We start from the raw sequence: 20,984 nt of genomic DNA on the forward strand, positions 1-20,984 counted from the left end.
TATCAATGTCATCTTCAACTCCAACTACACAGCAAGTGACAACTCTTAAAAACTTAATTGGCGGACAATGGGTGGAATCGTGTTCCACGCAAGCGGATGCTGTCATGAATCCCGCAACGGAGGAAATTCTAGCATACGTGCCAATCTCTGGTAAAGATGAAGTGGATTTAGCTGTCAAGGCTGCCGAAGAAGCTTTTAAAACATGGAGTAAGACTGCTGTACCTAGAAGGGCGCGCATATTGTTCAAGTATCAGCAGCTTCTTGTTGATAACTGGGAAGCATTGGCGAAGCTGATTACGCTTGAAAACGGTAAATCTTACGAGGAAGCATACGGCGAAGTGCAGCGCGGCATCGAATGCGTGGAATTTGCAGCCGGGGCTCCGACGCTCATGATGGGCAAACAGCTGCCGGATATCGCAACGAACCTAGAGTCAGGAATGTTCCGTTACCCGGTCGGGGTTGTAGGCGGAATTACGCCGTTCAACTTTCCGATGATGGTGCCATGCTGGATGTTCCCCCTTGCTATTGCTTGCGGAAACACCTTTGTATTTAAGCCGTCGGAACGTACGCCGATACTTGCAAACCGCTTGGCGGAATTGTTTGAAGAAGCAGGCTTGCCTGCTGGCGTATTGAACGTGGTTCACGGTGCACATAACGTCGTTAACGGTTTATTAGAGAATCCGGGCATCAAGGCGATTTCCTTCGTTGGTTCTCAGCCTGTTGCCGAATATGTATATAAGCAGGGCGCAGCCCATGGCAAAAGAGTACAGGCATTGGCAGGCGCCAAAAACCATTCCATCGTCATGCCGGATGCCGACCTAGATCAAGCAGTGAATCAAATTATTTCCGCAGCATTCGGTTCTGCTGGCGAGCGCTGTATGGCTTGTGCCGTGGTTGTTGCTGTAGGCGACATCGCTGATCAATTGACCGCGAAGCTGACTGAAGCTGCGGATAAGATCAGAATCGGCAACGGCATGGAAAAAGGCGTGTTTCTGGGTCCGGTCATTCGCGACAGCCATAAACAAAGAACAGTTCAATATATCGAAACGGGCGAAAAGGAAGGGGCAATTCTTGTTCGCGACGGCCGTACCGATTCGGCGGCTTGCGAGAAAGGTTATTTCGTTGGCCCGACGATTTTCGATCATGTTACTACGGACATGAAGATTTGGCAGGATGAAATTTTCGCGCCTGTGCTTTCCATTGTCAGAGTTGAAACGCTGCAGGACGCGATTGAACTCGCGAACCGTTCGGAATTAGCAAACGGAGCTTGCTTGTTCACAACAAGCGGCAAGCATGCTCGCGATTTCCGCGAGAATATCGATGCAGGCATGCTCGGCGTTAATCTGGGCGTTCCCGCACCGATGGCCTTTTTCCCTTTTTCAGGTTGGAAAAAATCGTTCTATGGCGATCTCCATGCGAATGGTTCGGATGGCGTAGAATTTTATACTCGCAAGAAAATGATTACCTCTCGCTGGTAAGATAACAAGTGTAGAGCAGGAGGAAAGCAATCATGAAGCTTGTATCCATGAAAGAAATGCTGGCCAAAGCCTTGGATGGGAAGTATGCCGTAGGCCAGTTTAACGTGAATAATCTGGAATTTACGCAGGCGATCCTGCTGGCGGCCCAAGAAGAAAACGCTCCTGTCATCTTAGGGATCAGCGAGCCTTATATCCCCTATTTGGGCGGATATAAACTCGTTACCGCGATTGTGCAGGCCTTGGTTGAAGAATGGAAGATCGAGATACCCGTTGCCGTTCATCTAGATCACGGTTTGTCGTTTGAATCGTGCATCAAAGCGATGGCCGCCGGATTTACTTCCGTGATGATCGATGGCTCCCATCATTCTTTGGAAGAAAACATCGCGGTAACGAAAAGAGTGGTTGAAGCGGCACGCGCGTTTAACGTTTCGGTTGAAGCCGAGCTAGGTCGCATCGCTGGAAGAGAAGACGATCTGGTTGTCCAGGAAGCAGATGCCATGCATGCTGTTCCTGCGGATTGCGTAGCATTGGCGCGGGCTACAAGCATCGACTGTATTGCTCCGGCGCTCGGCTCAGTCCATGGTCCTTACAAGGGAGAACCCAAGTTAAACTTTGTACGCATGGAAGAAATAAGAAAGCAGACCGGAATACCGCTCGTGCTGCATGGCGGCACAGGCATTCCTTCGAAGGATATTCAGCAGGCAATCACACTCGGTACGGCGAAAATCAACGTCAATACGGAGAATCAAATGGCTTGCACGTCCGCCGTTCGTCAAATTCTGAGTGAATTACCTAATGAATATGATCCACGTAAATACCTCGGACCAGCGCGCGAAGCCGTGAAAGAAACGGTGAAGCGGAAAATGAGGGAGTTTGGATCATCCGGAAAAGCTTTAGTGTAAATTGAAACGAAGTAAAAGGCGGCTAGCTCGAACGAGACTTAGCCGTCCTTTTGTAGTTTCCAGTTGAACGTACTGAAAGTGGAAATACGGAAGGTTTGTTTTATTTCCGGAACAGGCGGAGATGCAGACGGGCATAAAGAACATAATTGTCGCAGAAGTTATTAGAGAAAATGATGACGTAATATGGTGAGGAATTGGTGCTGATAAAAATAGCAGAGATGAGTGATTCTGGGCTATGACTATATTGAGAAACGAGTTGAAAAAGGGCTAAGATATTTTCAAGGGGCGGGGCTTTAGAGAAAGGTTTGGGACGCCTGGGCTTAAGCCGCCTCCCCGAATAACCTCAGCATCACGCGTCGTCGAATTGTGGATTTGCCAAGGTAATCGCGAATGGTTTCCAGATTATAACTTATGATAACTCTACTCGCACCCTTATTGGAACTGCTTATATAAATTCGGATATGACAGAAATCTCATTAGAAATTAACAGTGAGAAACTCTTAATTTTAAATGCAGGTGGTACTTCTGTTATCAGCTATCCAGCAAATAATTTAACTGAAGCCGTGCAATTAAACCAAAAATTAAAGGCAAGTTAACAGTATACTATGTGGACAATGAACCATTTGTCATTCCGCAAACGAGAAACTTTAGTTCAACAAAACGCGGCAGTACAAATCTTATTTCGAACTGCCAAATTTTTTGTTTAAGTATGCCCCCAGTCTAATACTTTATTTTCCATGTCTAATCTGACATCCGCTGTGTGACAACAATATTTTTCAAAAGTATTCTCAAGTTTCCAGTGACACTTGTCTCCCCATTAAGTATCCGGAGCAGACTAGAAGCTTTCATTTTCGTTGAACCAGCATTTATACGTTTTATTAACTTTGTTCCGGGTGTGTTTAATCCATCCAAACCAGTAAAGTAGTATTTATAGCCCAACTGGTCGCCGATATCAATAAGAGCATTATTATATCTTCCATGAGGGAAACAAAAAAGCTTTTCTTGAATCCCAAGCTTTTCTTGTATGATTTTTTCTGCCTCCGCAAGATCAGACTTTACCCGTTGTTTGTACTCTTCGTTGGTTTCCATCCTGTTTTTTTCCTCTAAATAAATAGGATTCGTTAATGGGGAAATAGGTTTTCCATTTTGATCTATTGCAAAGTCATGCGATTTAAATGTGTGGGAATAAAAATCGAGACCGTCAGCCTTCATTTTTTTAATTTCGTCCCAATTCAAAAAAGGCGTTCCGGGATTCGTTCCTAAATAGCTGACGATAATAAAATTGGTTGCAGACATTTTCTGCTCTTTTAAGGCAGAATAAGCGTATTTGTAGAAAGATTCATATCCATCATCAAAAGTAATTACCACTGCGTCCGGAGGCACTGTGCTTTTACCATTAAGAAAATCAATAAAATCCTTCATGGAAATTACATGGTAATGATTCACCTTAAGTGCTTCTAGATGGCTTTTAAATGTCTCGGGTGTAATTGTATAATCGGATGCGTTAGGATCAATATTGTGATATTCAAGCACGGCAACACGATTGCTATAGTGGTATCCACCAGTACCTTTATACCGATCATTTAAAACTGAATAAATGAAGATCAAAGAAACAAAAGTTATAAAAAAGAATTTAAGCAAAGATTGTTTCGACATATTGTGGCAGTCCCCATCTTTCTAGTTGGTTCTTGTTTTTGAATGCAGAGGACAGTGGTGTTTACTTTCGAACATATCATCGATCCACACAAACAATTTTTATTGTAATTCTTTACTTGGTTCAATTCAATTTTTGTGCAATCAGACTGCTTATTTCAAATATTGAAATCATCGGCGGCCTATTCCGCTAACGGAAAACGTTTGCTCAATACACACCTTAAAAGGCTGCCGGCATGATCGGCAGCCTAGCAGTTATATGTTAAAATAAGGAAATGTGAAATCTTGAATATCTATATAGTTAGACACTTAAGGCAGAAGGACAATAGCCAGAGTCCAATCTTACCGACGTTGGTTTAATTCAAGCCCAGAGACTCGCTTAATTTCTGCAGGATAAAAATTTAACGGGATTATATCTAGCCCTTTTGTAATAGCTTATCAATCAATTATTCCATTAGCAATGAACATATTGTCGGGTGACAAGAATATCGTCCGATTGCCAATAAAGTCATATTATATATATATCGAAGGGTAATAAACTCCCATGAAAATTAAGAAGCTCTGGTTCTTAAGAAGTTACGCAATTGCTTGGTATCGAACCAACCGAATCAAATAACCTAGGTGATGTTGTTGTTAGACCTAAGAATGACAAAGAACGACTGTATTGCCTTTAATGATTTGTGGAGGGACCTGGGTGCTTACCTTTGTTCCATTTAAAAATAGTTGGGTCAAATCAGCGGCGCTTGAAGTTGCTGGATGATGAAATAGAAGGAAGAGCGCCTTTTTCATTATGCACCTCATAGTTGTATTATTTTCGACAAATTCCAACAATCAATTAGATGCAGAATGATCGAAAAAGTTGTGATCCAAAATAGATAGATTTATAAATATTACGGTCCAAGATTGATGAGAGCTTTCCCTTGAGTTGAACCTCTAGTGGGTTTTGATCCGCAATCAGCGCAGCAAAGAATATGGCCATCATGATTTTTTGAGATAAGTTTCCCGTAGAGAGGATTTGGAGACGAAGGTGTCGATAAAGGATATTGATTCCGTTAAGAGTATTAAAAATACCCGAGATCATGAAAAAACTGTGCCGATTTAGATCAGGTGGCAAGTATATCATTGAAATTTTGAATCCAGGCTAAGTGACAAATAATCTAGTACCAATTTCTGAACGAAAAGAACAGGGAATAGTCATACGAGAAGCGAGAAGCCTGGTAGACGGTATGTGCGAAAACATATTGCAATATCAAAAGAAGGAGCGTCTGATCGGAACTATTTGGAGCAAGTGATACTTTAAGACAAGAGTAAACTTCTGGCTATGCTAAGAGCATATTCCAGTAAAATAAATGTACTCTCAAAGTATGAACTTGAGAGTACATTAAATAATTATTTAGCAGTTTCGGGTTGAGGTGAGGGGGCGGCCTCTTTAACCTGTACTTTTTCTCTAAGATTGTGCCAGCCTAGTGCCGCAAAGTATAAGATTCCTTCAACAGCGGTAATGTAGAAACTGACAGGGGCATTCGAATAGTAACCCAGTATAATTCCAGCCCAAACCCCCAGCACAGCTATGACTGAGGAGCAAATAATCATTTTGGGAACGGAATGAGTTAAGTATCTGGCAGCCGCGGCAGGTGTAGTCATGAGTGTGAAAACAAGAAGCGCCCCAACGATTTGAACGGCTTCCGCAACGGCTACGGATAACAAGAGCAGAAATCCAATGGAGATCAAACGTATCGGCAGGCCAGCCGCCTGAGCTCCTAAAGGGTCAAATGAATCGAACTTTAGCATCCGGTAGCCAATGCAAAGAATGAGCAGTACGATTACCGCAAGAGCTGCTAATTCCCAAACATCTTGATAACTGATTCCGACTACACTACCGAAAAGCAACGAAAACATTGTACTCGCCTGTTTGGTGGATAAGGACAGAAATAGGATCCCGAGTCCCAGAAAAATGCTCAGTACAACGCTTATCGAGACATCACGGCGAAATACTTTAACTCCTAACTGTCCAACGGCGAGTGCGCTGCCTACAGTAAATAAAAGAAGCCCGGAAAGTGGATGCCAGCCCATATAAACGGCAAATGATGCTCCTGAAAAACCTATGTGCGAAAACGTATGGGCAATGAAGGAGAGGTTCCTCGCAATGACAAATACTCCGATTACCCCGCACATAATCGCTACAATCGTTCCAGCAACAAAGGCATGTTGCATAAAATCATAATGAAACACGAAACGTTACCTCCTTCTAAGCAGAAACTACTGAGCTTCTCCATGGAAACAGATTGGCGGAACGGTATCTTTACCCGTAGAAACTACCAGCAGTTTGGACCCCATCTTCATGATTTCTACTGAGTTCCCGTAGAGCTTGCTCAGTACTTCAGGCTGCATGACTTCTTCCACAGTCCCAACCGCATAATGTCCATGAGTTAAATAAAGAATCCGGTGTGCGTATCTTGCAATCAAGTTAATATCATGACTGATGAACATCACGCTAACTCCACGTTCCCGGCAAATCCTAGCTACAACCGAAGCCATATGTTCTTGAGCGCCAGGATCCAAGTTGGAAGTCGGTTCATCCAGCAAGAGTATTTGAGGATTCCTTACCAGGGCTTGGGCTAAAAAAATACGTTGTTTTTCTCCGCCTGAGCATTTTCCTACCGACTTATTGGCTAAATGGTAGGAATCCGTTAGTCGCATCGCTTCTGCAACAATTTTTTTATCGTTTGCAGTTGACCATGGACGGAATTTGTGAGGCAAACCCATAAGAACGAAATCCCAAGCAGTCATTGGAGTTTCAGGATCAATTTGGCGAGATTGTGGAACATAGCCAATTACTGAAGAGGGTGTTACCGATTGATGATTGCTATTCCTGAATTGCACATCACCGCTTTGAGGTTTAATCATATCCAAAAGCACTCGAAATAATGTAGTTTTTCCCGCGCCATTTGGTCCGATAATTCCCAGAAATTCTCCCGGTTGCAAGGCAAAGGATACATGGTTCAAAATTTGTTGTCCGCCAAGATGTACGCTGACATCCTCAATCAAAACTTCACAGCCCATTTAGATCTACCATCCTCTGAAATTAAAGACTTGTTTATTATTGTATCACTATTTAGAGAAAAAAAAGAACTCTCTCGCTGAGAGAAAGTTTAATTAAGTGTGTTTATAATTTCGATTTTTATTTTACACCAATAGCATTTTTGACTTCGTTTAATTGATCAGTCATCCACTGTACGTAATTTTTTCCTTGCGGTTCTGTTTCTGTAACATGAACGATAGGGATTCCATTCTTAGCAGCCAGGTCAACCATATTTTTTACAGTGGGGCTATCCACTTGAGTATTCTGAACGAAGAATTTAATTTTTTTCTCTTTAATGTCATTTTGTAACGCGGCGATATCTCCTGGACCGGGATCTGCTTCTTCTTCAATCGCTTTGGCGAACTTAGGATTTACAGCTTTGAAATTTAGAGCCTCAGACATATATTCAAACACCGGTTCTGAAACGGCTATAGGTGATGGTGAGGACTGCTTGAGTTTTTGAACCAAGTCACTTAATGGTGCCAAGTTGGTTTTGTAGTCCTGGGCTCTCTTTTTAAAGGCGTCTGCTTGACTTGGGTCGACTTTGGCTAGCTTATCTGCAAGTGCATCTGCAAGTTTTGGCATACTAGTGGGATCATACCATACATGAGGGTTATCTCCGTCTTTTTTACCGAGGAGCTCGCTTCCGACTTCGATGATAGTTTTAGAACTGGAGGAGGAGCTTGCTTTCAGAAGTTTATCCATCCATGTATCATAACCGACTCCCACATAAACAACGAACTGAGCATCGTTCACAGCTTTTGATGTATCAGCTGTAGGTTCGAAAGCATGTGGATCCGCATCAGGATTATTGATAATGGAGGCAACTTCCACACGATCTCCACCTATGGCAGCTGCAACCTCACCTAAGAAATTTTCAGCAGCAACGACCTTGATTTTAGTTGCAGGCGTTGGGGTATTTGCGGTTGTAGAAGCTGTATTGGAATTTTCAGTAGGCGTACTGCTTGGTTTTGCAGCCTCACTAGGTTTGGATGAATTCCCGCATCCTGATACTAACAAAGACAAGGAAAAGGCAGCGGTTAAGTAAGTTATAGTCTTGCGAGTATAAGCAGTGTCTCTGGTTTTCATCTCATTATTCCTCTCCCAAAATATATCTGTTTAAGTATGTAACCATGATATAATAGTAAAAGTTACGAATATCTATAATAGTAATCTTTATCATTATGGCTGTCAAGATAGTAATTTTTATTAATAAGAGTTTGAATAAGTCGGTTAAGTTGGGTGGAGAACCCAGTACTGTTGACATAAAAGCGTGATATCTTACACTATGAACATAAATAAGATTGCTTCCGAGGGCTAATGAATATGACCGATGCATTTACTTTGCAAAATATGCTCGATTCTATGGTTAAAAAAGGCTGGCGAATAACAGAGCAACGTCGTAGACTTGCAGAACTTTTTGCTAAATCAGAAGGATATTTATCACCCAAAGATGTATACGAGTATTTGCGCGAGGATTATCCGGGTGTCAGTTTTGACACCGTTTATCGTAATTTACGTTTATTGAGCGAGATGGGCGTATTAGAGCAGTTTTATTTTCTGGAAAGCGGATTGAAATTTAAAGCTAATTGCACAACGCACCATCATCACCATCTAATCTGTGTGAATTGTGAAAAGACAGTAACCTTTGATTATTGTCCTATGTGGAACGTTCAGGGACTGCCTGGAAATTTCGATATCGTCAATCATCGGTTTGAGATTTATGGAATTTGTGAAGAGTGTAAAACAGAGGAACTCAGTTAAAGTTGCTGAACGGAAATAAGAAAAAGGGTAGATGGAAAAGTCCATCTGCCCTTTTTCTTATTTTCTATTCATTTTTATTTAGTTCAGGTAACGGATCAAAGTTAGGATACACATACGGTGACTTTGGACTTGGAATTTTCTCGATTTTTGTAGCGTGAATTTTAAAAATGTCGTTATCATTATAATTCCCTTTTTCAATTGTACCCGTAACTTTGACCCAAGAGTCTTTAGCTAAATTATTTGCTGTCGGAAATTCGGTAAGTACACCATAAGGGGAGGCATCTGCAGAACAACAGGATACAGCAAATCTGCCAACAATGATTTGATTGGTTTTTAATTCCTTTTCCCTGTATACAAAACCGGTTAATTCAATTTTTTTACCAATAAAATTTTCTTTGAACAGGTCAATTGTCGATAAGACTTCCATATAAATTTCCGGTTTAACTGTGATAAGATCCCTTTTGTATAGAATCAATCCCATTTTAGAGAAGTCTTCCGAAAATTCATCAGGCGCTTTAAACATTTTCTGCAACTGCTCGTCAGAAGGCGCTGATGTGACTGTGTTATCCGATTGAGTTGTTTGACTTTTGGTTGCACTGGCCTCAGATCCTGATTGATTGGATTCCTTAACGGGTGAAGGCTCGATTGTTGGTATTGGCGTTGGAGAAGATAAAGTACTTGCAGTTGTTTGTTGAACACTGTTATCTAATGAAACAGTTGATGCCGCTAATTGTTTCGTAATGTTTTTTGCTGCAACACTTGTAGTGAGATTCATGCCTTTTTTATCAGCCAATGAGCTGCTCATAGCCGTACTTGGTAATAAAAATCCTAAACATAAAGGTAGTATAAACAAACTGTAAGCTATCGTATTTTTAACAGGTGATTTAGATGGGGGATGTTCGCAACCACATGAAGAAGCAGAATTTTTACCCCAGATCGAATTTATGCCGAGATATACCTGATAAATGGCTATTGCATAAAGCAAAATACTTGAGTATTCGACATATTTTTGCATGTGAGGAGCGATATAGAAAATCAAACTATCTGTTTTAACAAGGTATACAATCAACATTGCAAATCCTAATAAAATGATTGCACGAAGAAAGTAATGTGAGGTTTTTGTGTGACTATGTTCCATGTTAACTCTCCTTAGAGTTTTAGTAAGAAAAACTGGCTTCGTAGGCATTAGCAATACTTAAATTAAAAGTAAAAATGTTCAATAATCATAGACCCGGCAAGTGTGAATACTGCAATAAGTAGGCTGAGCACCAAAACAAATTTTTTCTTGAAAACAGAGAGAAGCATAAGTGTACTTTTGAAATCAAGCATAGGTCCTACAACCATGAAAGTAAGCAACGATCCTTTTGAGAAAGTATTCAGAAAAGAAGAGGCCACAAATGCATCAGAAGTAGAACATAGTGATAAAATATAAGCAAATCCCATCATGAAAAGGTGAGAAATAATAGCGCCATGACCAATGGAAACAAGACTTTCACGTACAACAAAGGTTTGAATGAGTGCAGTCAGCATGGCGCCAAACATGAGAAATTTCCCCATTTCAAAAAATTCCTCAGCTGCATGTGAGAGCATAGATGATAATTTATTATGATTATGGTCATGATCATGTTCATGACTTGAACCAATGACGTGAAAACTGGACAAACTTCGCTTTAATGGACTCTTTTTTATGGTTTTATATAAGATAAGACCAATGAAGCTTGCGACAATAAAGGCGAGTCCCATTCGTGCATATAAAAGGTCGGGATGTGTGCGAAAAGCCATAAATGTTGCAGCGTAAACGACCGGGTTAATGATAGGTCCAGTCAAAATAAATACCACCGCGACATAAACCGGCATTCCTTTTTGAATAAGCCTCCTGACAACAGGTATCATTCCACACTCACATACGGGAAAAATAATTCCAAGTAGGCAAGCAAATATGATTCCTAAAATTGGATTTCGAGGAATCAAGCGTTGTATAAGCTTTTCAGAAACAAAGACTTGCAGGATTGAAGATAGAACAACGCCAAGCAGAACAAACGGAATTGCTTCTAAAATAATACTGATAAACATCGTTTTAAAGGTCTGAAGCGTATTAGATTCCAAAAGAGAAGGGATCCGAATGTTATTATGTAAAAAAATATAGAGAAGAAAAAGAACGCTAATTGTGAAAATTACATTTCTGCTCCACCTAATCAAAGATATTTGCATAGAGAATGCTCCTATTAGTTAAGTTTACGATAATTTTATCTTATGCAAAAAATTCGTATATAAGACTAGACTCCGAAATCACTCCTTCCATAACGCGAACGCTGTACTTATTTCTCAATGACTGCGTCTGCCTTATAATATCTCTAGAGATTAGCGAAGTTTACGTAGGCTCAACTCAGTAATGTGGTGAAATGCGACCATTCAAGCATTCAATGAGTACTAAGCTCGCTGAGAAGAATAGATGGGTCGAGTCTATAATAGGCGTAATTCCTTAAATCAAGATGAAAACTAGATTTATTTCTGATTAAAACTCCGCGGTAGCCGAAAACTACAAACTAGTTAGTGTTTTTTGTAGTTGCCAAATCTTATGTATGTAAGATGAGTGGTTGATGATTGTAAGAGAAATAGAGCAAATATTGACGGCTTATGAAGCTAACGAAAAACGATAGTGCCGGTTGATTATGACGGTAAAACGAGTACAGTCTACATTGGCAAAAAGCCTGTACCAGGGACGGTAATGCTGACAGATCTGTCTTATGCAAGAGCAAATACAGAAGGATTTAATTTTAATAATTTGGGACAAGTGGAATGGTAATAAGCCATTCTCGCTTGCGAGCAAACCATATAATGCAGGCATCGGAAATTCAATTGGTGGAAGCTATACGAGTCAAGATGAGGGAGCTTACCTTGTTTATAACCTTGATTCGCAATATAAACATTTAACAGGTGTATTCGGACTGATGATCAAATGAAAAATTCCGTTGAAAGTGGTGATAAGCTAGTCATTTATGGAGACGATAAGAACTTTATCGTACGAAGGCTGTTCTGGCCGGTAACCCCGCGAACATCGATGTTGATATTACCGGTGAGAGTGTTCTTACTTGATAACTTTCACATTAAAGGTATCATTACTTTGAAAAAATCTGTATTTGAATATCCGACGATACCATTGGCTCTAATCATATTAGATCATATAAGGGGATACTTGGCTTACTTCCGCGAGTAAAATGGGTGAAAAACCTTATTTATCAAGGTTTAGCTCAATGTTGATATGTAAACAACGTATTCGTCTTGACAATGACGTTCGTTCATAAAATAAGGCGACGTTCATTTTTCAGGAAACGCATTAAAATATAGAAGATCAAGCAACCATATATGAGCATCATTTCAACAATAGATTGGCGGGGTAGATGAATAACTTGAAATGTCAGTTTGGCTAAAAATAAGCTTACAGCAAAAAATAAGATGATGACTATCGTACTGGAAGTTAATCCTTTTAGGATCCCTTTCGTATAGGTTCTCAGTGTGTTCATATTCCATAAGGCTGCAATCAATTCCAGGGAAAGTATCCCGATGGCGGCTCCCGCATAGGTGAATCCGGGAATGGCGATTAAATAATAATTGAGCGTCAACGAGCAAATAACACCGATGATTAGCCCAATGAGAGGTGTTTTTTTATCTCCGATTCCCCACAAAGCAATGGTAGAAAGTTCTCTAATTCCTGACAATAAGGGAACCAATGACATGTAGCGAATACCAGTTTCCGCTAAACCGTTCGAAAATAACAAGTTCGAAAGATCATTGGCGTAAAAGAACAAAACCAATGCAGACCCACATCCCCAGAGCCAAGCGATTTCCATCGCTGATCTTATACGCCTAACAAATCGGTCCTGCCGTCCTGCTTGCCAATCTGTTGTTATTTTGGTAGATAAAGTGTAGGCCAAAGCAAATATAACGAGCGTAGGCATATACACTATCGTTGTAGCCATGCCTGTAATAATACCGTAAACGGAAATCGCATCGGAGACACTCATACCTGCAGCTTGCAGCTGGTGCGGAATAATGATAGCATCGAGAAAATCAGAAACAGGAACAATCAAACGCGTAGCAAGAATGGAAAGTGACGTAAAGATAAACAAAAAAATACTAGGCTTTTTCAACCGCTGCGAAGTTGTTTTTTTATTGTTAAAATTCAGTTTGTGATTGGTAGAACTTACTAGAACGATCAGCAAAAAGCATAAGGCTATAAAAGCACCAGCAGGAGCTCCTAACATCGAGCCCCCGACAGCATTAGGAATACCGAACCGTAACCACGCAGTTGTAATAATAATCATCACAGCAATGCGAAACAACTGCTCAATAATCTCTGACACCGCAATTAATCCGTAATATTCCATTCCTTGCAGGAACCCGCGTAAGAAACTGAGAAACGGTACGATAGCAATAGCCGGTGCAATACATTGTAAGGCGAATTCAAGATGAGCATCGCCTAGCAGTAGAGAGATAGGTGTTGCAAGACCAAAACAATAAAACCCCAACACCACGCCAGACAAGGCAAGAAAAATGGCCGATCCTTTAAATAACTGCCACCCTTGTTTACGATCCCTAGCAGTAGAAAGGGAAATTGCCGTAGGAAATCCTCCTATAATGAAGGTAAGGATAAGCGCGTACACAGAATACGCCATTTGATAAAGTCCAATACCTTCGGATCCGAGCAACCGGAATAACATAATTCGCGCAAAAAAGCCTAGTACCTTTACAAGGAAAATGGCACCCGTACGAAGTGCCATCTGTGTTGCCAGTTCGGGTAATCTCATGTTTTCACCTCAAATATCTGTAACGCCTTGTCCTAATTATCTTATTGCACAAGCCACTCAGATATGATTCGAGGTGAGACAAGTCAATCATTAATTTGAATCAATAAATATTTCGTGTTTTTATCCCACCCGAGGTCGAAAGGCACACGATATCGGTCCGCTGTATGGGAATTGACAAGCGGATATCCATGGTAGTCAAAACCAACCAAGATCGAAAAATGATCGATATCCCCATTCATTTCATAAGCAATTAAATCTCCCGGCTTTAATGCCGCAACAGCTCCGCCCGAATATTTCTCAGTAGGCTTAATTACATCTGTAAAATAGCCTTTGGCGACGAGTCTGCCATACCCGCTATGCAATACGAAGTTTTTGAATGAATCCGTCCGTACCCAAGCTTGGCTCCCCTCTGAATGGTAATGCCAACCTGATAGCATTTGCAATCCGCCGCCTTCGTCCTTATCCCCGAGCACTTGAGAAGCAAAGTTGGTGCAATCTCCTCCCTGATAGGTATAATCAAAATATTTTTTATTATAACGATGATCGTTACCAGCCCCCCATGCAGCACCTGCATATTTATTGGCATATTCTAATGCCCGTTCTCTATTGTATCCTCTCTTTGCTAATTCGCCGGTTTGTACGATATTTGTTCCGGATTTCAAGAAAGAGGGATTTGGAAATCCATTGAATTCTGGTATTAGTTTCGGATTTTCCGTAAGCGGATCGGTATACCATTCACGGAGGACCAACCATTCTCCATTCATTTTTTTAAGTGTCAATACATGCCTTGTTCCTATGCCGAAGAACTGGGAATTGTAGTTGTCTGTTTTGTACTCATAGCTTAATTGTAAGCTTTGGTTTAACGAAACCCTAGCCTGATTCCCTTCTTTTTTGATGCGGTTAATTCGGATGCTGCTTTTCGCGACGGAAAAAACGATGCCCCTTTTTTCCGCCCAAGTATTGATGTATTTGCCCCTCAACAGTTCATTCTCATATGCATACCGGCCTATTTTGTCCGTTTTTTCATAAAAACGATTGATAGCTTCCGGTCTTTGATCAATTAAAAACCGGGTTCTTTCATTGAATAGGTTTATTAAGAAAGCGCGTATATCCTGTGTCTCATCGTCGGCGTCGGTAGCAAAAATGTGGACCGGACAAAGGAGTACGACCAAGATGATCATAAGCCAATTCAAACGTTTCATATTCATAACTCCAATAGATACCTCCGGTAGAACATGACATAAATATAAAGACTAGCCCATCCTATTTTGACGCTTACCAAGGAATCGTATCCATGAAAACTGAATTAACCGCAAACAAAACATCCAATAAAGTTTTGGTAACAAAAGAGCAGCCGGGGAGAATTCGTCCCGAACTGCCCCTTAGTCGGTGAAAACAAAGAAGGTTTACATTTCTATTCGCGCCTAACCCGAGATTACTCTTCTGGCAAGCAGGTAATGCTGATACCAATACTCCCCTTCTTTTTTATCCTTATGAATATTACTAATGATTACTCCAGTTCCTTGTTCATAGGTATGGAGTATATGCCCATCCCCCATATAAATGCCGACATGTCGCACTTTATTTAATCCTGTTTCGTTCGGAAAATCTTCATCTGAGAAAAACATGATATCTCCTTTGCGCAAATTTATAAACGGTATCTCTTGTCCTTGCACTGCCTGTTCTCTTGCGTTATAGCCTAATTGAATACCTTGTTGAGCGTAAAGATATTGAACGTAAGAAGAACAATCGAACGCTTTATCATTAAATCTCTCTGCACCGTAAACATAGGGCGCTCCCACATAACGAACCCCCTCTGCAATAATCGCATCAGCAGTCACTTCCCATTGGGCTTTATCTGCCGCTTCTTTAACCTTAATGGGTCTCACATCATTAGCAGCGTAGGGTTTAGCCCCATCGGTTACATCAGACCCTTTTTTAAAACTACAAGCGGACAATCCCCCAAAGATAAAAGTAGGGACTAATAGTATCTTTATTATATTTTTATATAATCTTTGCTTCATATAACCACCTCCCATAGATAGTTTTAGTGTGATTTTTGAAAAGAATATCTACTCTAAGTAAATGGTGGCTATATAGCCAGAAAAAAGTAGAGATTTTTCTTTGCTAAAAAAAGATAGGATCAAAGCATTGCTTAATCGGGTCTAGCTGTTATCGTCGCGTCGAAAACATTAGGGTGAATTTTAGCGAATTCAATTAGTTAGTTGATTTTGAAGAATTTAAGGGTTGCTAATTCAAGAGCAATGCTTCAATAATGAAAAAGATTAAATGGAAACAATTATTAATTATGCATCCAGTAGAGTTGTTAAATCCGAAAAGGGGATGCCAAAAAGCAATAATGAATAAATCAGAATAATTTAACATAAAAATTCCCGAACCACTAAACAAAGTGGAACGGGAATTTTCGTTTTCTGAGTTATTTTTGGATAAACTCTTTACAGTTAGAATTAGAATCCTTTATATTGCGGTTCTTCTTGCTCAATTTGGTGCACACGAGGATTAACTTGGTCAATAACATTCTGAGTCTGCTGCGCGGCGTTAGTGAACAATGTTTTTGCTTGTTGATTTTGGGTACTCAAAGCAAATGTTTCAAAACTCGCTTGAGCACTTTTCAATGAAGCTACGGCTGTTTTCAATTGTAAAGCAACTGTCATTCTTTTCACTCTCCATTTGTAAAATAAAATACTTTTATAATATGGCGTATTGGTTAGAAATAATGAATTTTTAGGATTCAAATGCAGCAAGTTCAAAACCAGCCCCAACTCGACTGGGGAGAGGTCACCTATTTTTTTTCTGGAACCGTTCAATGGGATAACAACTAGGGATGATGTCATCTAACGGGTTTTTCACTTCAAACTCAAGTTTATCGGTAATTCTTTATTCATGTATGTAGGATTAAAGGTTTTATGGCTTAAGATAAGGCAACATTTGTTAAGGCTAGTTTGTATAAAACGATCTATCTAATGTCTATTTAATAAGGGCTTCTTTTAGAGAGGCAAATCTTGAGAATGCTATTCTTAGAAATATAAATCTCGAAAGAGCGTATTTCAAAAATGCTCGCTTATTTAATGCTGATTTGCGAGGGCGAGGGGCATCGGGAATTGACACAATCCATGCTGCTTGGATTAATGTAGGTCCAGAAGGTGCACCTCAGAGGCTTGAGGGAGAAGAAATGCGGCAATGGCTGCGTAATGCTGTAGATTGCTCAACTACCATGAAAATTAAAAATCTGGCAGTCGAAGAAAAAGAACAGCACTAAAGAAGACGCAGTTAATATCTTAAACCACATCATTTACCTCTGTGTGCTTAAGAGTTTTTAGTTCCCCTGTGGTTTTACATATCACATGATATTTCATCGTTCATCCCCCATAACCTATAGTACAAACTCCACAAATGCTGGAGAGCGTAAATAGCCTTTTCGAGTCCAATTCCTTATTTTTACCTTCGCTTTAAGCTCAGGTCTCAGGTAGACGTATTCGTCGTCCTCAGCAGCTGCCAGGCTGTCTTTTACGCTATAGAAAGCCTTCCGCTGTTTTGGTGTAACACCTAACTCAATTATCCCGACTGGTTTCATGCTCCCATTGCTATCAGGGATAGAAGCAAGCCATCCAAAATCACCTTTGCGAGATCCAGTGATATATATATCAATGTACGTCCAGTTTATTATTTTAAGCCATTCTGACGAACGATGGCCTACATAAGTACTATTTTTTAACTTTGAAACCGTTCCTTCCCATCCCTGGGATCTTATTTGTTTGAACAATGCAATCCCTGCACCATCAAAATACGGTATTTTCGAAATATGTGGATTCGCGGGTAAGACAATGTCCGTTAAAATCTCTTTTCTTTTTACTAAAGGTAGGCCTCGAAGATCCTCTCCTTTGTATCGGAGAATATCAAAAATGATGTAGTTCGCAGGTAATTTCTCTGAGAGCCGGCGAATTTTATCCGTTTTCTTTGCCGAAAATCTCTCCATGATAGACTCAAAGCAAATTGCTCCGGAGTTTGGATCTACACATGCGACTTCGCCATCTACTAAGATATCTTCCGTAAAGGGAACAGATAATAACTCTGGGTATTGGATTGTGTAGTCATTGTTATGGCGTGTGAACAGACGTGTCACACCCTGAGTATGTGAAAGCAATAGTCGAATTCCATCAATTTTTGGTTCGTGGATATAATCATTGCTATCAAAGGGGGCGTCTACCTTCTCGAGCAACATTGGCGGAAGAAACGCTTGCAAGTTCGTAGATTTCTTTGGTGACATAGATAACACCTCTACGGTAATTATACCGTGCTGGTTGCAGTATGTAGAGTCGAAACTAATGGGCATGCATGAACGTTTTTCCTAGAGACCGCGCATTTCAACACCAAGAACGGTGGCACAAGAAGATATTGATGCATTAGTTCAAATCTTAAGTAGAGCTAAGGGACAAGGAGCATTAAACTATAGCAAGATGTGAATGTATAAATCATCCTTTCACTCCACATAATACGAATACACCAAGAAAAGGAGTGATAACATCATGGCAAGCAGAAACACATTGGTAGTACAACAAGCAAAAGCAGGGATAGACCAGTTGAAGTTCGAAGTCGCGCAAGAATTGGGCATAGCGCTCTCGCCGACTGGATACAATGGAAACCTTGCTACACGCGATGCTGGCTTCATTGGAGGCAATATCACTAAACGATTGGTACAAATCGCTGAACAACAATTGTCAGGCTCAGCAGCAGGCATCAGACGCTAATTTGATGATATTTGCAAGCAAAAAAGGCTGCTCTCACCGTTTCCTTCTGTGGTGAATACAGTCTTTTTGTGTTCTCATAACAACTTATAGATATATTTATGGAAAGAACCATGAAAATAGTGAATAAAATAGGGTTGTCACATAGATAGATTTTACAATATAATTACTTTAAACAGTATGCCTCGGGAGAACGACTCAAGGGCACGCCGCTAAAAACGGTGTGCCCTTATTTTTTCGAAGAAAGGGTGCTGCAGTATGATAGCGCTGGTAGTGGATACGAAACAATTTGAACGAATCCCTTGCTCCACATGTGAAGGGGATTCGATAAATAGCCTTAGCTGCTTTGCTTGTCTTGGGGCAGGAGAGTTGCAGCAGCTTGTCTTGGTTGAGATCGTTGAGTATCTGGAAGAAAAGGGGAATGGAGAATGAAGTTTATTGACATGTTCTCTGGCCAGCAGGGAACGATTATTTCATCGTTAATCTTATTGCCCATCTTAATTCTGATGTGTTTGATTACCCTGAATCTCTATAAACAGCGGAAGAAGACGTCGTACTTTACTTTATCAATTGCATTATTCCTCACACTTATCAATCACGGATTGACGATTACACAAGCATTAACTGGGAATCCTCATGTTCCTTTTCTCAGTACCCCACTAGTTAGTCGAGGAATTACTGTCTTAGGGGATTGTGCCATTATTATCATGATTATTGGATTTTATCAGCTGTATCATTTTATCTCAGCAAAGGTGCAGTGGCTCGTATTCGGAGTATGTGGTCTTACGGCGGCCATGACCTTTTTCTTCCCAACCTGGATTGAGCACATCGCTAAACTTCTATTAATTGCTGGTGCCTTTGTTTTATTCGGGGGGAAGATTGGCAAAGACTATAAATTTAGATGGGCCGCGGCACTGCTCTTTTTGACGGATGCGATTCGATTTTATGCTCAATTCCTTGCCAAAGCCAATTATCCCTGGATGCCGTTTTTCTTGAATACCCTGCCTGTTGTTACATATTCGATATTTTTTTTCATCCTACTGGAGCGGGTTATCGAAGTGATGCAGAAGTCGTACATATCTTCGATTACAGACGCTTTAACGGGGCTTTATAATCGGCGACATTTTTATTCATCTGTCGACAAAGCCGTTAGTCTTGGGCGGCCATTTTCCATTTTGTTCTTGGACATTGATAGCTTCAAAATATTGAACGATACGAAAGGTCACAAAGCCGGTGATGATGTCCTAAAGCAGGTCGCGTCTATATTAAAAGAAGAGCTCGATGGGATCGGCATGGCCGGACGTTATGGAGGAGAAGAATTAGTTTGCTTGATTACTGATGTATCCCACGATATGAAGCAACTGACCGAGAGAATTCGTTTCCGGATTGAAAAAGAGACAAATCCCCACGTAACTGCAAGTATTGGGTACTGCACTTTTGAGCGGGGGATGACTACAGAAGAAATCATCAAAAATGCGGATGGAGCGATGTATCGGGCTAAGACGACAGGGAAGAACAAGGTTGTTCGGTTTGCAGCAACAACAGCAGTAATTTAATGAAGGAAGTGGTGAAGGAAAATAAAGTCTGTTAGTGAAATTTGCAAAAGTAAACGTATCCTTACAAAGCCTTGATTTTACTGAGGTTTTCGGATAGTTGTTCCAACGGTGCAGGAAAATAAAGATTGTTAGTGGAAAATAAAGCGAGAAATTCCATTCAGTGCTTCGATTTATAGGAATGATTTAATTGCTAAGATTAATGAACATGCAACTAAATAGGGTTTGAAAATAATAAATCATCACTAAACTAAACTTGTGGCAGTACCCGCAACGCCTACAAACAAGCATTATCAGGCGTGGAAGCGGCCTGATAAAATCCTGACTCTAAGCCATCTAAACCGTATTTACATGGACCTGATTTTATACCATTGATGAAAGTATTGCATCTCAATGGAACGGAACAAAAAAAGCAGCGGTAGTCATGGACGAATATTATCGTCCTAGTCTGCGCTGCTTTCAGATTGAAAATCAGTGGATGCAACCTTCTCATGTACGCGAGAAGGCTGGAGATGGTTCGGGTATGTACATAACGGGAAAGAACCATTGTGGAAAGTAGGAATTGGTCTAATATATATTACTGCCAACGCGGAGAACCGTAAGTAACGGCAAGTTTTGGCGGAAGAAGCTCGCTGAAGCTTTGGGAGGAATGGGACTTTGAAGCTACATTACGATACTCCGATGCGTTTCGGTATGATACTACAAACCGTTAAAACAACTCTCGCGGCAGCCTTGTCTTGGGAAGTGGCAACTCAGTTTACGTCTAATAATTACCCATACTTTGCGCCATTAGCCGCTGTTTTAACGGTACAGATTACGGTTGCTGATTCTCTTGAAAAAGCTATGCAACGAACAGTAGGGATCATTCTCGGAGTCGCCGTCAGTTTACTTGTCGGGCATTGGTTCGGTATAGAGACATTATCTATTTTTCTTGTGATTTTGCTCGGAATGATGATATCTAATGCCTTGCGTTTAAGT

23 protein-coding genes and 1 pseudogene are annotated in these 20,984 nt (G+C 40.7%); 13 read left to right on the forward strand and 11 right to left on the reverse strand.

Going from position 1 to position 20,984, the window contains the following annotated elements; all coding sequences use genetic code 11:
* The first annotated feature begins 5 nt into the window (after positions 1-5).
* The 3 genes from BLT91_RS27940 to BLT91_RS33705 all read left to right on the forward strand — a co-directional run bounded on the left by BLT91_RS27940 (position 6) and on the right by BLT91_RS33705 (position 2,976).
* Positions 6-1,478, forward strand: coding sequence for a CoA-acylating methylmalonate-semialdehyde dehydrogenase (locus BLT91_RS27940; protein ID WP_090827278.1), 1,473 nt, complete (start codon positions 6-8; stop codon positions 1,476-1,478).
* 32 nt (positions 1,479-1,510) lie between these two features.
* The gene (gene fba / locus BLT91_RS27945) at positions 1,511-2,380 is read left to right on the forward strand and encodes a class II fructose-1,6-bisphosphate aldolase (protein ID WP_090827280.1); all 870 of its coding nucleotides are present in this window, start codon (positions 1,511-1,513) and stop codon (positions 2,378-2,380) included.
* Between the two features lie 461 nt (positions 2,381-2,841).
* Entirely contained in the window at positions 2,842-2,976 is a 135-nt protein-coding gene (locus BLT91_RS33705; protein WP_302847565.1) for a hypothetical protein, read from the forward strand.
* A gap of 145 nt (positions 2,977-3,121) precedes the next feature.
* Here the strand turns inward: BLT91_RS33705 and BLT91_RS27950 are convergent, their stop codons facing one another.
* From BLT91_RS27950 to BLT91_RS27965, 4 genes are all read right to left on the reverse strand, one after another.
* Positions 3,122-4,036 carry a polysaccharide deacetylase family protein gene (locus tag BLT91_RS27950; RefSeq protein ID WP_090827282.1) on the reverse strand — a complete coding sequence of 305 codons (915 nt, stop codon included), beginning with the start codon at positions 4,034-4,036 and terminating at the stop codon, positions 3,122-3,124.
* A 1,386-nt stretch (positions 4,037-5,422) separates the two neighbouring features.
* Positions 5,423-6,265, reverse strand: a complete 843-nt coding sequence (locus tag BLT91_RS27955) for a metal ABC transporter permease (RefSeq protein WP_090827284.1) — start codon at positions 6,263-6,265, stop codon at positions 5,423-5,425.
* Between the two features lie 27 nt (positions 6,266-6,292).
* The gene (locus BLT91_RS27960; protein ID WP_090827286.1) at positions 6,293-7,096 is read right to left on the reverse strand and encodes a metal ABC transporter ATP-binding protein; all 804 of its coding nucleotides are present in this window, start codon (positions 7,094-7,096) and stop codon (positions 6,293-6,295) included.
* Between the two features lie 118 nt (positions 7,097-7,214).
* The gene (locus BLT91_RS27965; protein ID WP_254777174.1) at positions 7,215-7,949 is read right to left on the reverse strand and encodes a metal ABC transporter solute-binding protein, Zn/Mn family; all 735 of its coding nucleotides are present in this window, start codon (positions 7,947-7,949) and stop codon (positions 7,215-7,217) included.
* A gap of 13 nt (positions 7,950-7,962) precedes the next feature.
* Here BLT91_RS27965 and BLT91_RS33245 point away from each other — a divergent pair, with 13 nt between their 5' ends.
* Entirely contained in the window at positions 7,963-8,163 is a 201-nt protein-coding gene (locus BLT91_RS33245) for a hypothetical protein (RefSeq protein WP_254777175.1), read from the forward strand.
* A gap of 278 nt (positions 8,164-8,441) precedes the next feature.
* Positions 8,442-8,879, forward strand: a complete 438-nt coding sequence (locus tag BLT91_RS27970; RefSeq protein WP_090827290.1) for a Fur family transcriptional regulator — start codon at positions 8,442-8,444, stop codon at positions 8,877-8,879.
* A 64-nt stretch (positions 8,880-8,943) separates the two neighbouring features.
* On the opposite strand, the gene BLT91_RS27975 is transcribed toward BLT91_RS27970, so the two are convergent.
* Positions 8,944-10,017: a TIGR03943 family putative permease subunit gene (locus BLT91_RS27975; protein WP_175532562.1), complete on the reverse strand. Its 1,074-nt coding sequence runs from the start codon at positions 10,015-10,017 to the stop codon at positions 8,944-8,946.
* Positions 10,018-10,079: 62 nt separating this feature from the next.
* Complete coding sequence (locus tag BLT91_RS27980) at positions 10,080-11,090, reverse strand: permease (protein ID WP_090827293.1); 1,011 nt, start codon at positions 11,088-11,090, stop codon at positions 10,080-10,082.
* A gap of 536 nt (positions 11,091-11,626) precedes the next feature.
* Between BLT91_RS27980 and BLT91_RS32065 the strand changes: the two genes are divergently transcribed.
* The gene (locus BLT91_RS32065) at positions 11,627-11,842 is read left to right on the forward strand and encodes a hypothetical protein (protein ID WP_090827295.1); all 216 of its coding nucleotides are present in this window, start codon (positions 11,627-11,629) and stop codon (positions 11,840-11,842) included.
* Entirely contained in the window at positions 11,839-12,096 is a 258-nt protein-coding gene (locus BLT91_RS27990) for a hypothetical protein (protein ID WP_090827297.1), read from the forward strand. Before BLT91_RS32065 ends, BLT91_RS27990 begins: the two co-directional genes overlap by 4 nt.
* 82 nt (positions 12,097-12,178) lie before the next feature.
* Here the strand turns inward: BLT91_RS27990 and BLT91_RS27995 are convergent, their stop codons facing one another.
* The 4 genes from BLT91_RS27995 to BLT91_RS28010 all read right to left on the reverse strand — a co-directional run bounded on the left by BLT91_RS27995 (position 12,179) and on the right by BLT91_RS28010 (position 16,362).
* A complete protein-coding gene (locus BLT91_RS27995) occupies positions 12,179-13,687 on the reverse strand; it encodes an oligosaccharide flippase family protein (RefSeq protein ID WP_090827299.1) in 1,509 nt (502 codons plus the stop codon).
* An 83-nt stretch (positions 13,688-13,770) separates the two neighbouring features.
* Entirely contained in the window at positions 13,771-14,889 is a 1,119-nt protein-coding gene (locus BLT91_RS28000; RefSeq protein ID WP_090827301.1) for an amidase domain-containing protein, read from the reverse strand.
* Positions 14,890-15,111: 222 nt separating this feature from the next.
* Positions 15,112-15,711, reverse strand: a complete 600-nt coding sequence (locus BLT91_RS28005) for a C40 family peptidase (protein WP_090827303.1) — start codon at positions 15,709-15,711, stop codon at positions 15,112-15,114.
* A 444-nt stretch (positions 15,712-16,155) separates the two neighbouring features.
* On the reverse strand, positions 16,156-16,362 hold the full coding sequence (locus BLT91_RS28010) for a DUF1657 domain-containing protein (protein ID WP_090827305.1): 207 nt from the start codon (positions 16,360-16,362) through the stop codon (positions 16,156-16,158).
* A 320-nt stretch (positions 16,363-16,682) separates the two neighbouring features.
* On the opposite strand from BLT91_RS28010, the pseudogene BLT91_RS34070 reads away from it, so the two are divergent.
* Positions 16,683-16,781 (forward strand): annotated as a pseudogene (locus BLT91_RS34070) (pentapeptide repeat-containing protein); the annotation flags it as partial.
* A gap of 3 nt (positions 16,782-16,784) precedes the next feature.
* Entirely contained in the window at positions 16,785-16,967 is a 183-nt protein-coding gene (locus BLT91_RS33250) for a hypothetical protein (RefSeq protein WP_254777176.1), read from the forward strand.
* A 114-nt stretch (positions 16,968-17,081) separates the two neighbouring features.
* On the opposite strand, the gene BLT91_RS28020 is transcribed toward BLT91_RS33250, so the two are convergent.
* A complete protein-coding gene (locus BLT91_RS28020; RefSeq protein WP_090827309.1) occupies positions 17,082-17,975 on the reverse strand; it encodes an ATP-dependent DNA ligase in 894 nt (297 codons plus the stop codon).
* 259 nt (positions 17,976-18,234) lie between these two features.
* On the opposite strand from BLT91_RS28020, the gene BLT91_RS28025 reads away from it, so the two are divergent.
* From BLT91_RS28025 to BLT91_RS28035, 4 genes are all read left to right on the forward strand, one after another.
* Positions 18,235-18,456, forward strand: coding sequence for an alpha/beta-type small acid-soluble spore protein (locus BLT91_RS28025; RefSeq protein ID WP_090827311.1), 222 nt, complete (start codon positions 18,235-18,237; stop codon positions 18,454-18,456).
* A gap of 255 nt (positions 18,457-18,711) precedes the next feature.
* The gene (locus BLT91_RS32070; RefSeq protein ID WP_175532563.1) at positions 18,712-18,885 is read left to right on the forward strand and encodes a hypothetical protein; all 174 of its coding nucleotides are present in this window, start codon (positions 18,712-18,714) and stop codon (positions 18,883-18,885) included.
* The gene (locus BLT91_RS28030; RefSeq protein ID WP_090827313.1) at positions 18,882-20,009 is read left to right on the forward strand and encodes a GGDEF domain-containing protein; all 1,128 of its coding nucleotides are present in this window, start codon (positions 18,882-18,884) and stop codon (positions 20,007-20,009) included. The genes BLT91_RS32070 and BLT91_RS28030 overlap by 4 nt, the downstream gene beginning before the upstream one ends.
* Positions 20,010-20,663: 654 nt before the next feature.
* The coding region (locus tag BLT91_RS28035; protein ID WP_175532564.1) for an FUSC family protein at positions 20,664-20,984 on the forward strand (321 nt) is incomplete at its 3' end.

The sequence above is a fragment of the Paenibacillus sp. yr247 genome (assembly GCF_900103825.1).
In the GTDB taxonomy this organism is placed as follows: Bacteria; Bacillota; Bacilli; order Paenibacillales; family NBRC-103111; genus Paenibacillus_E.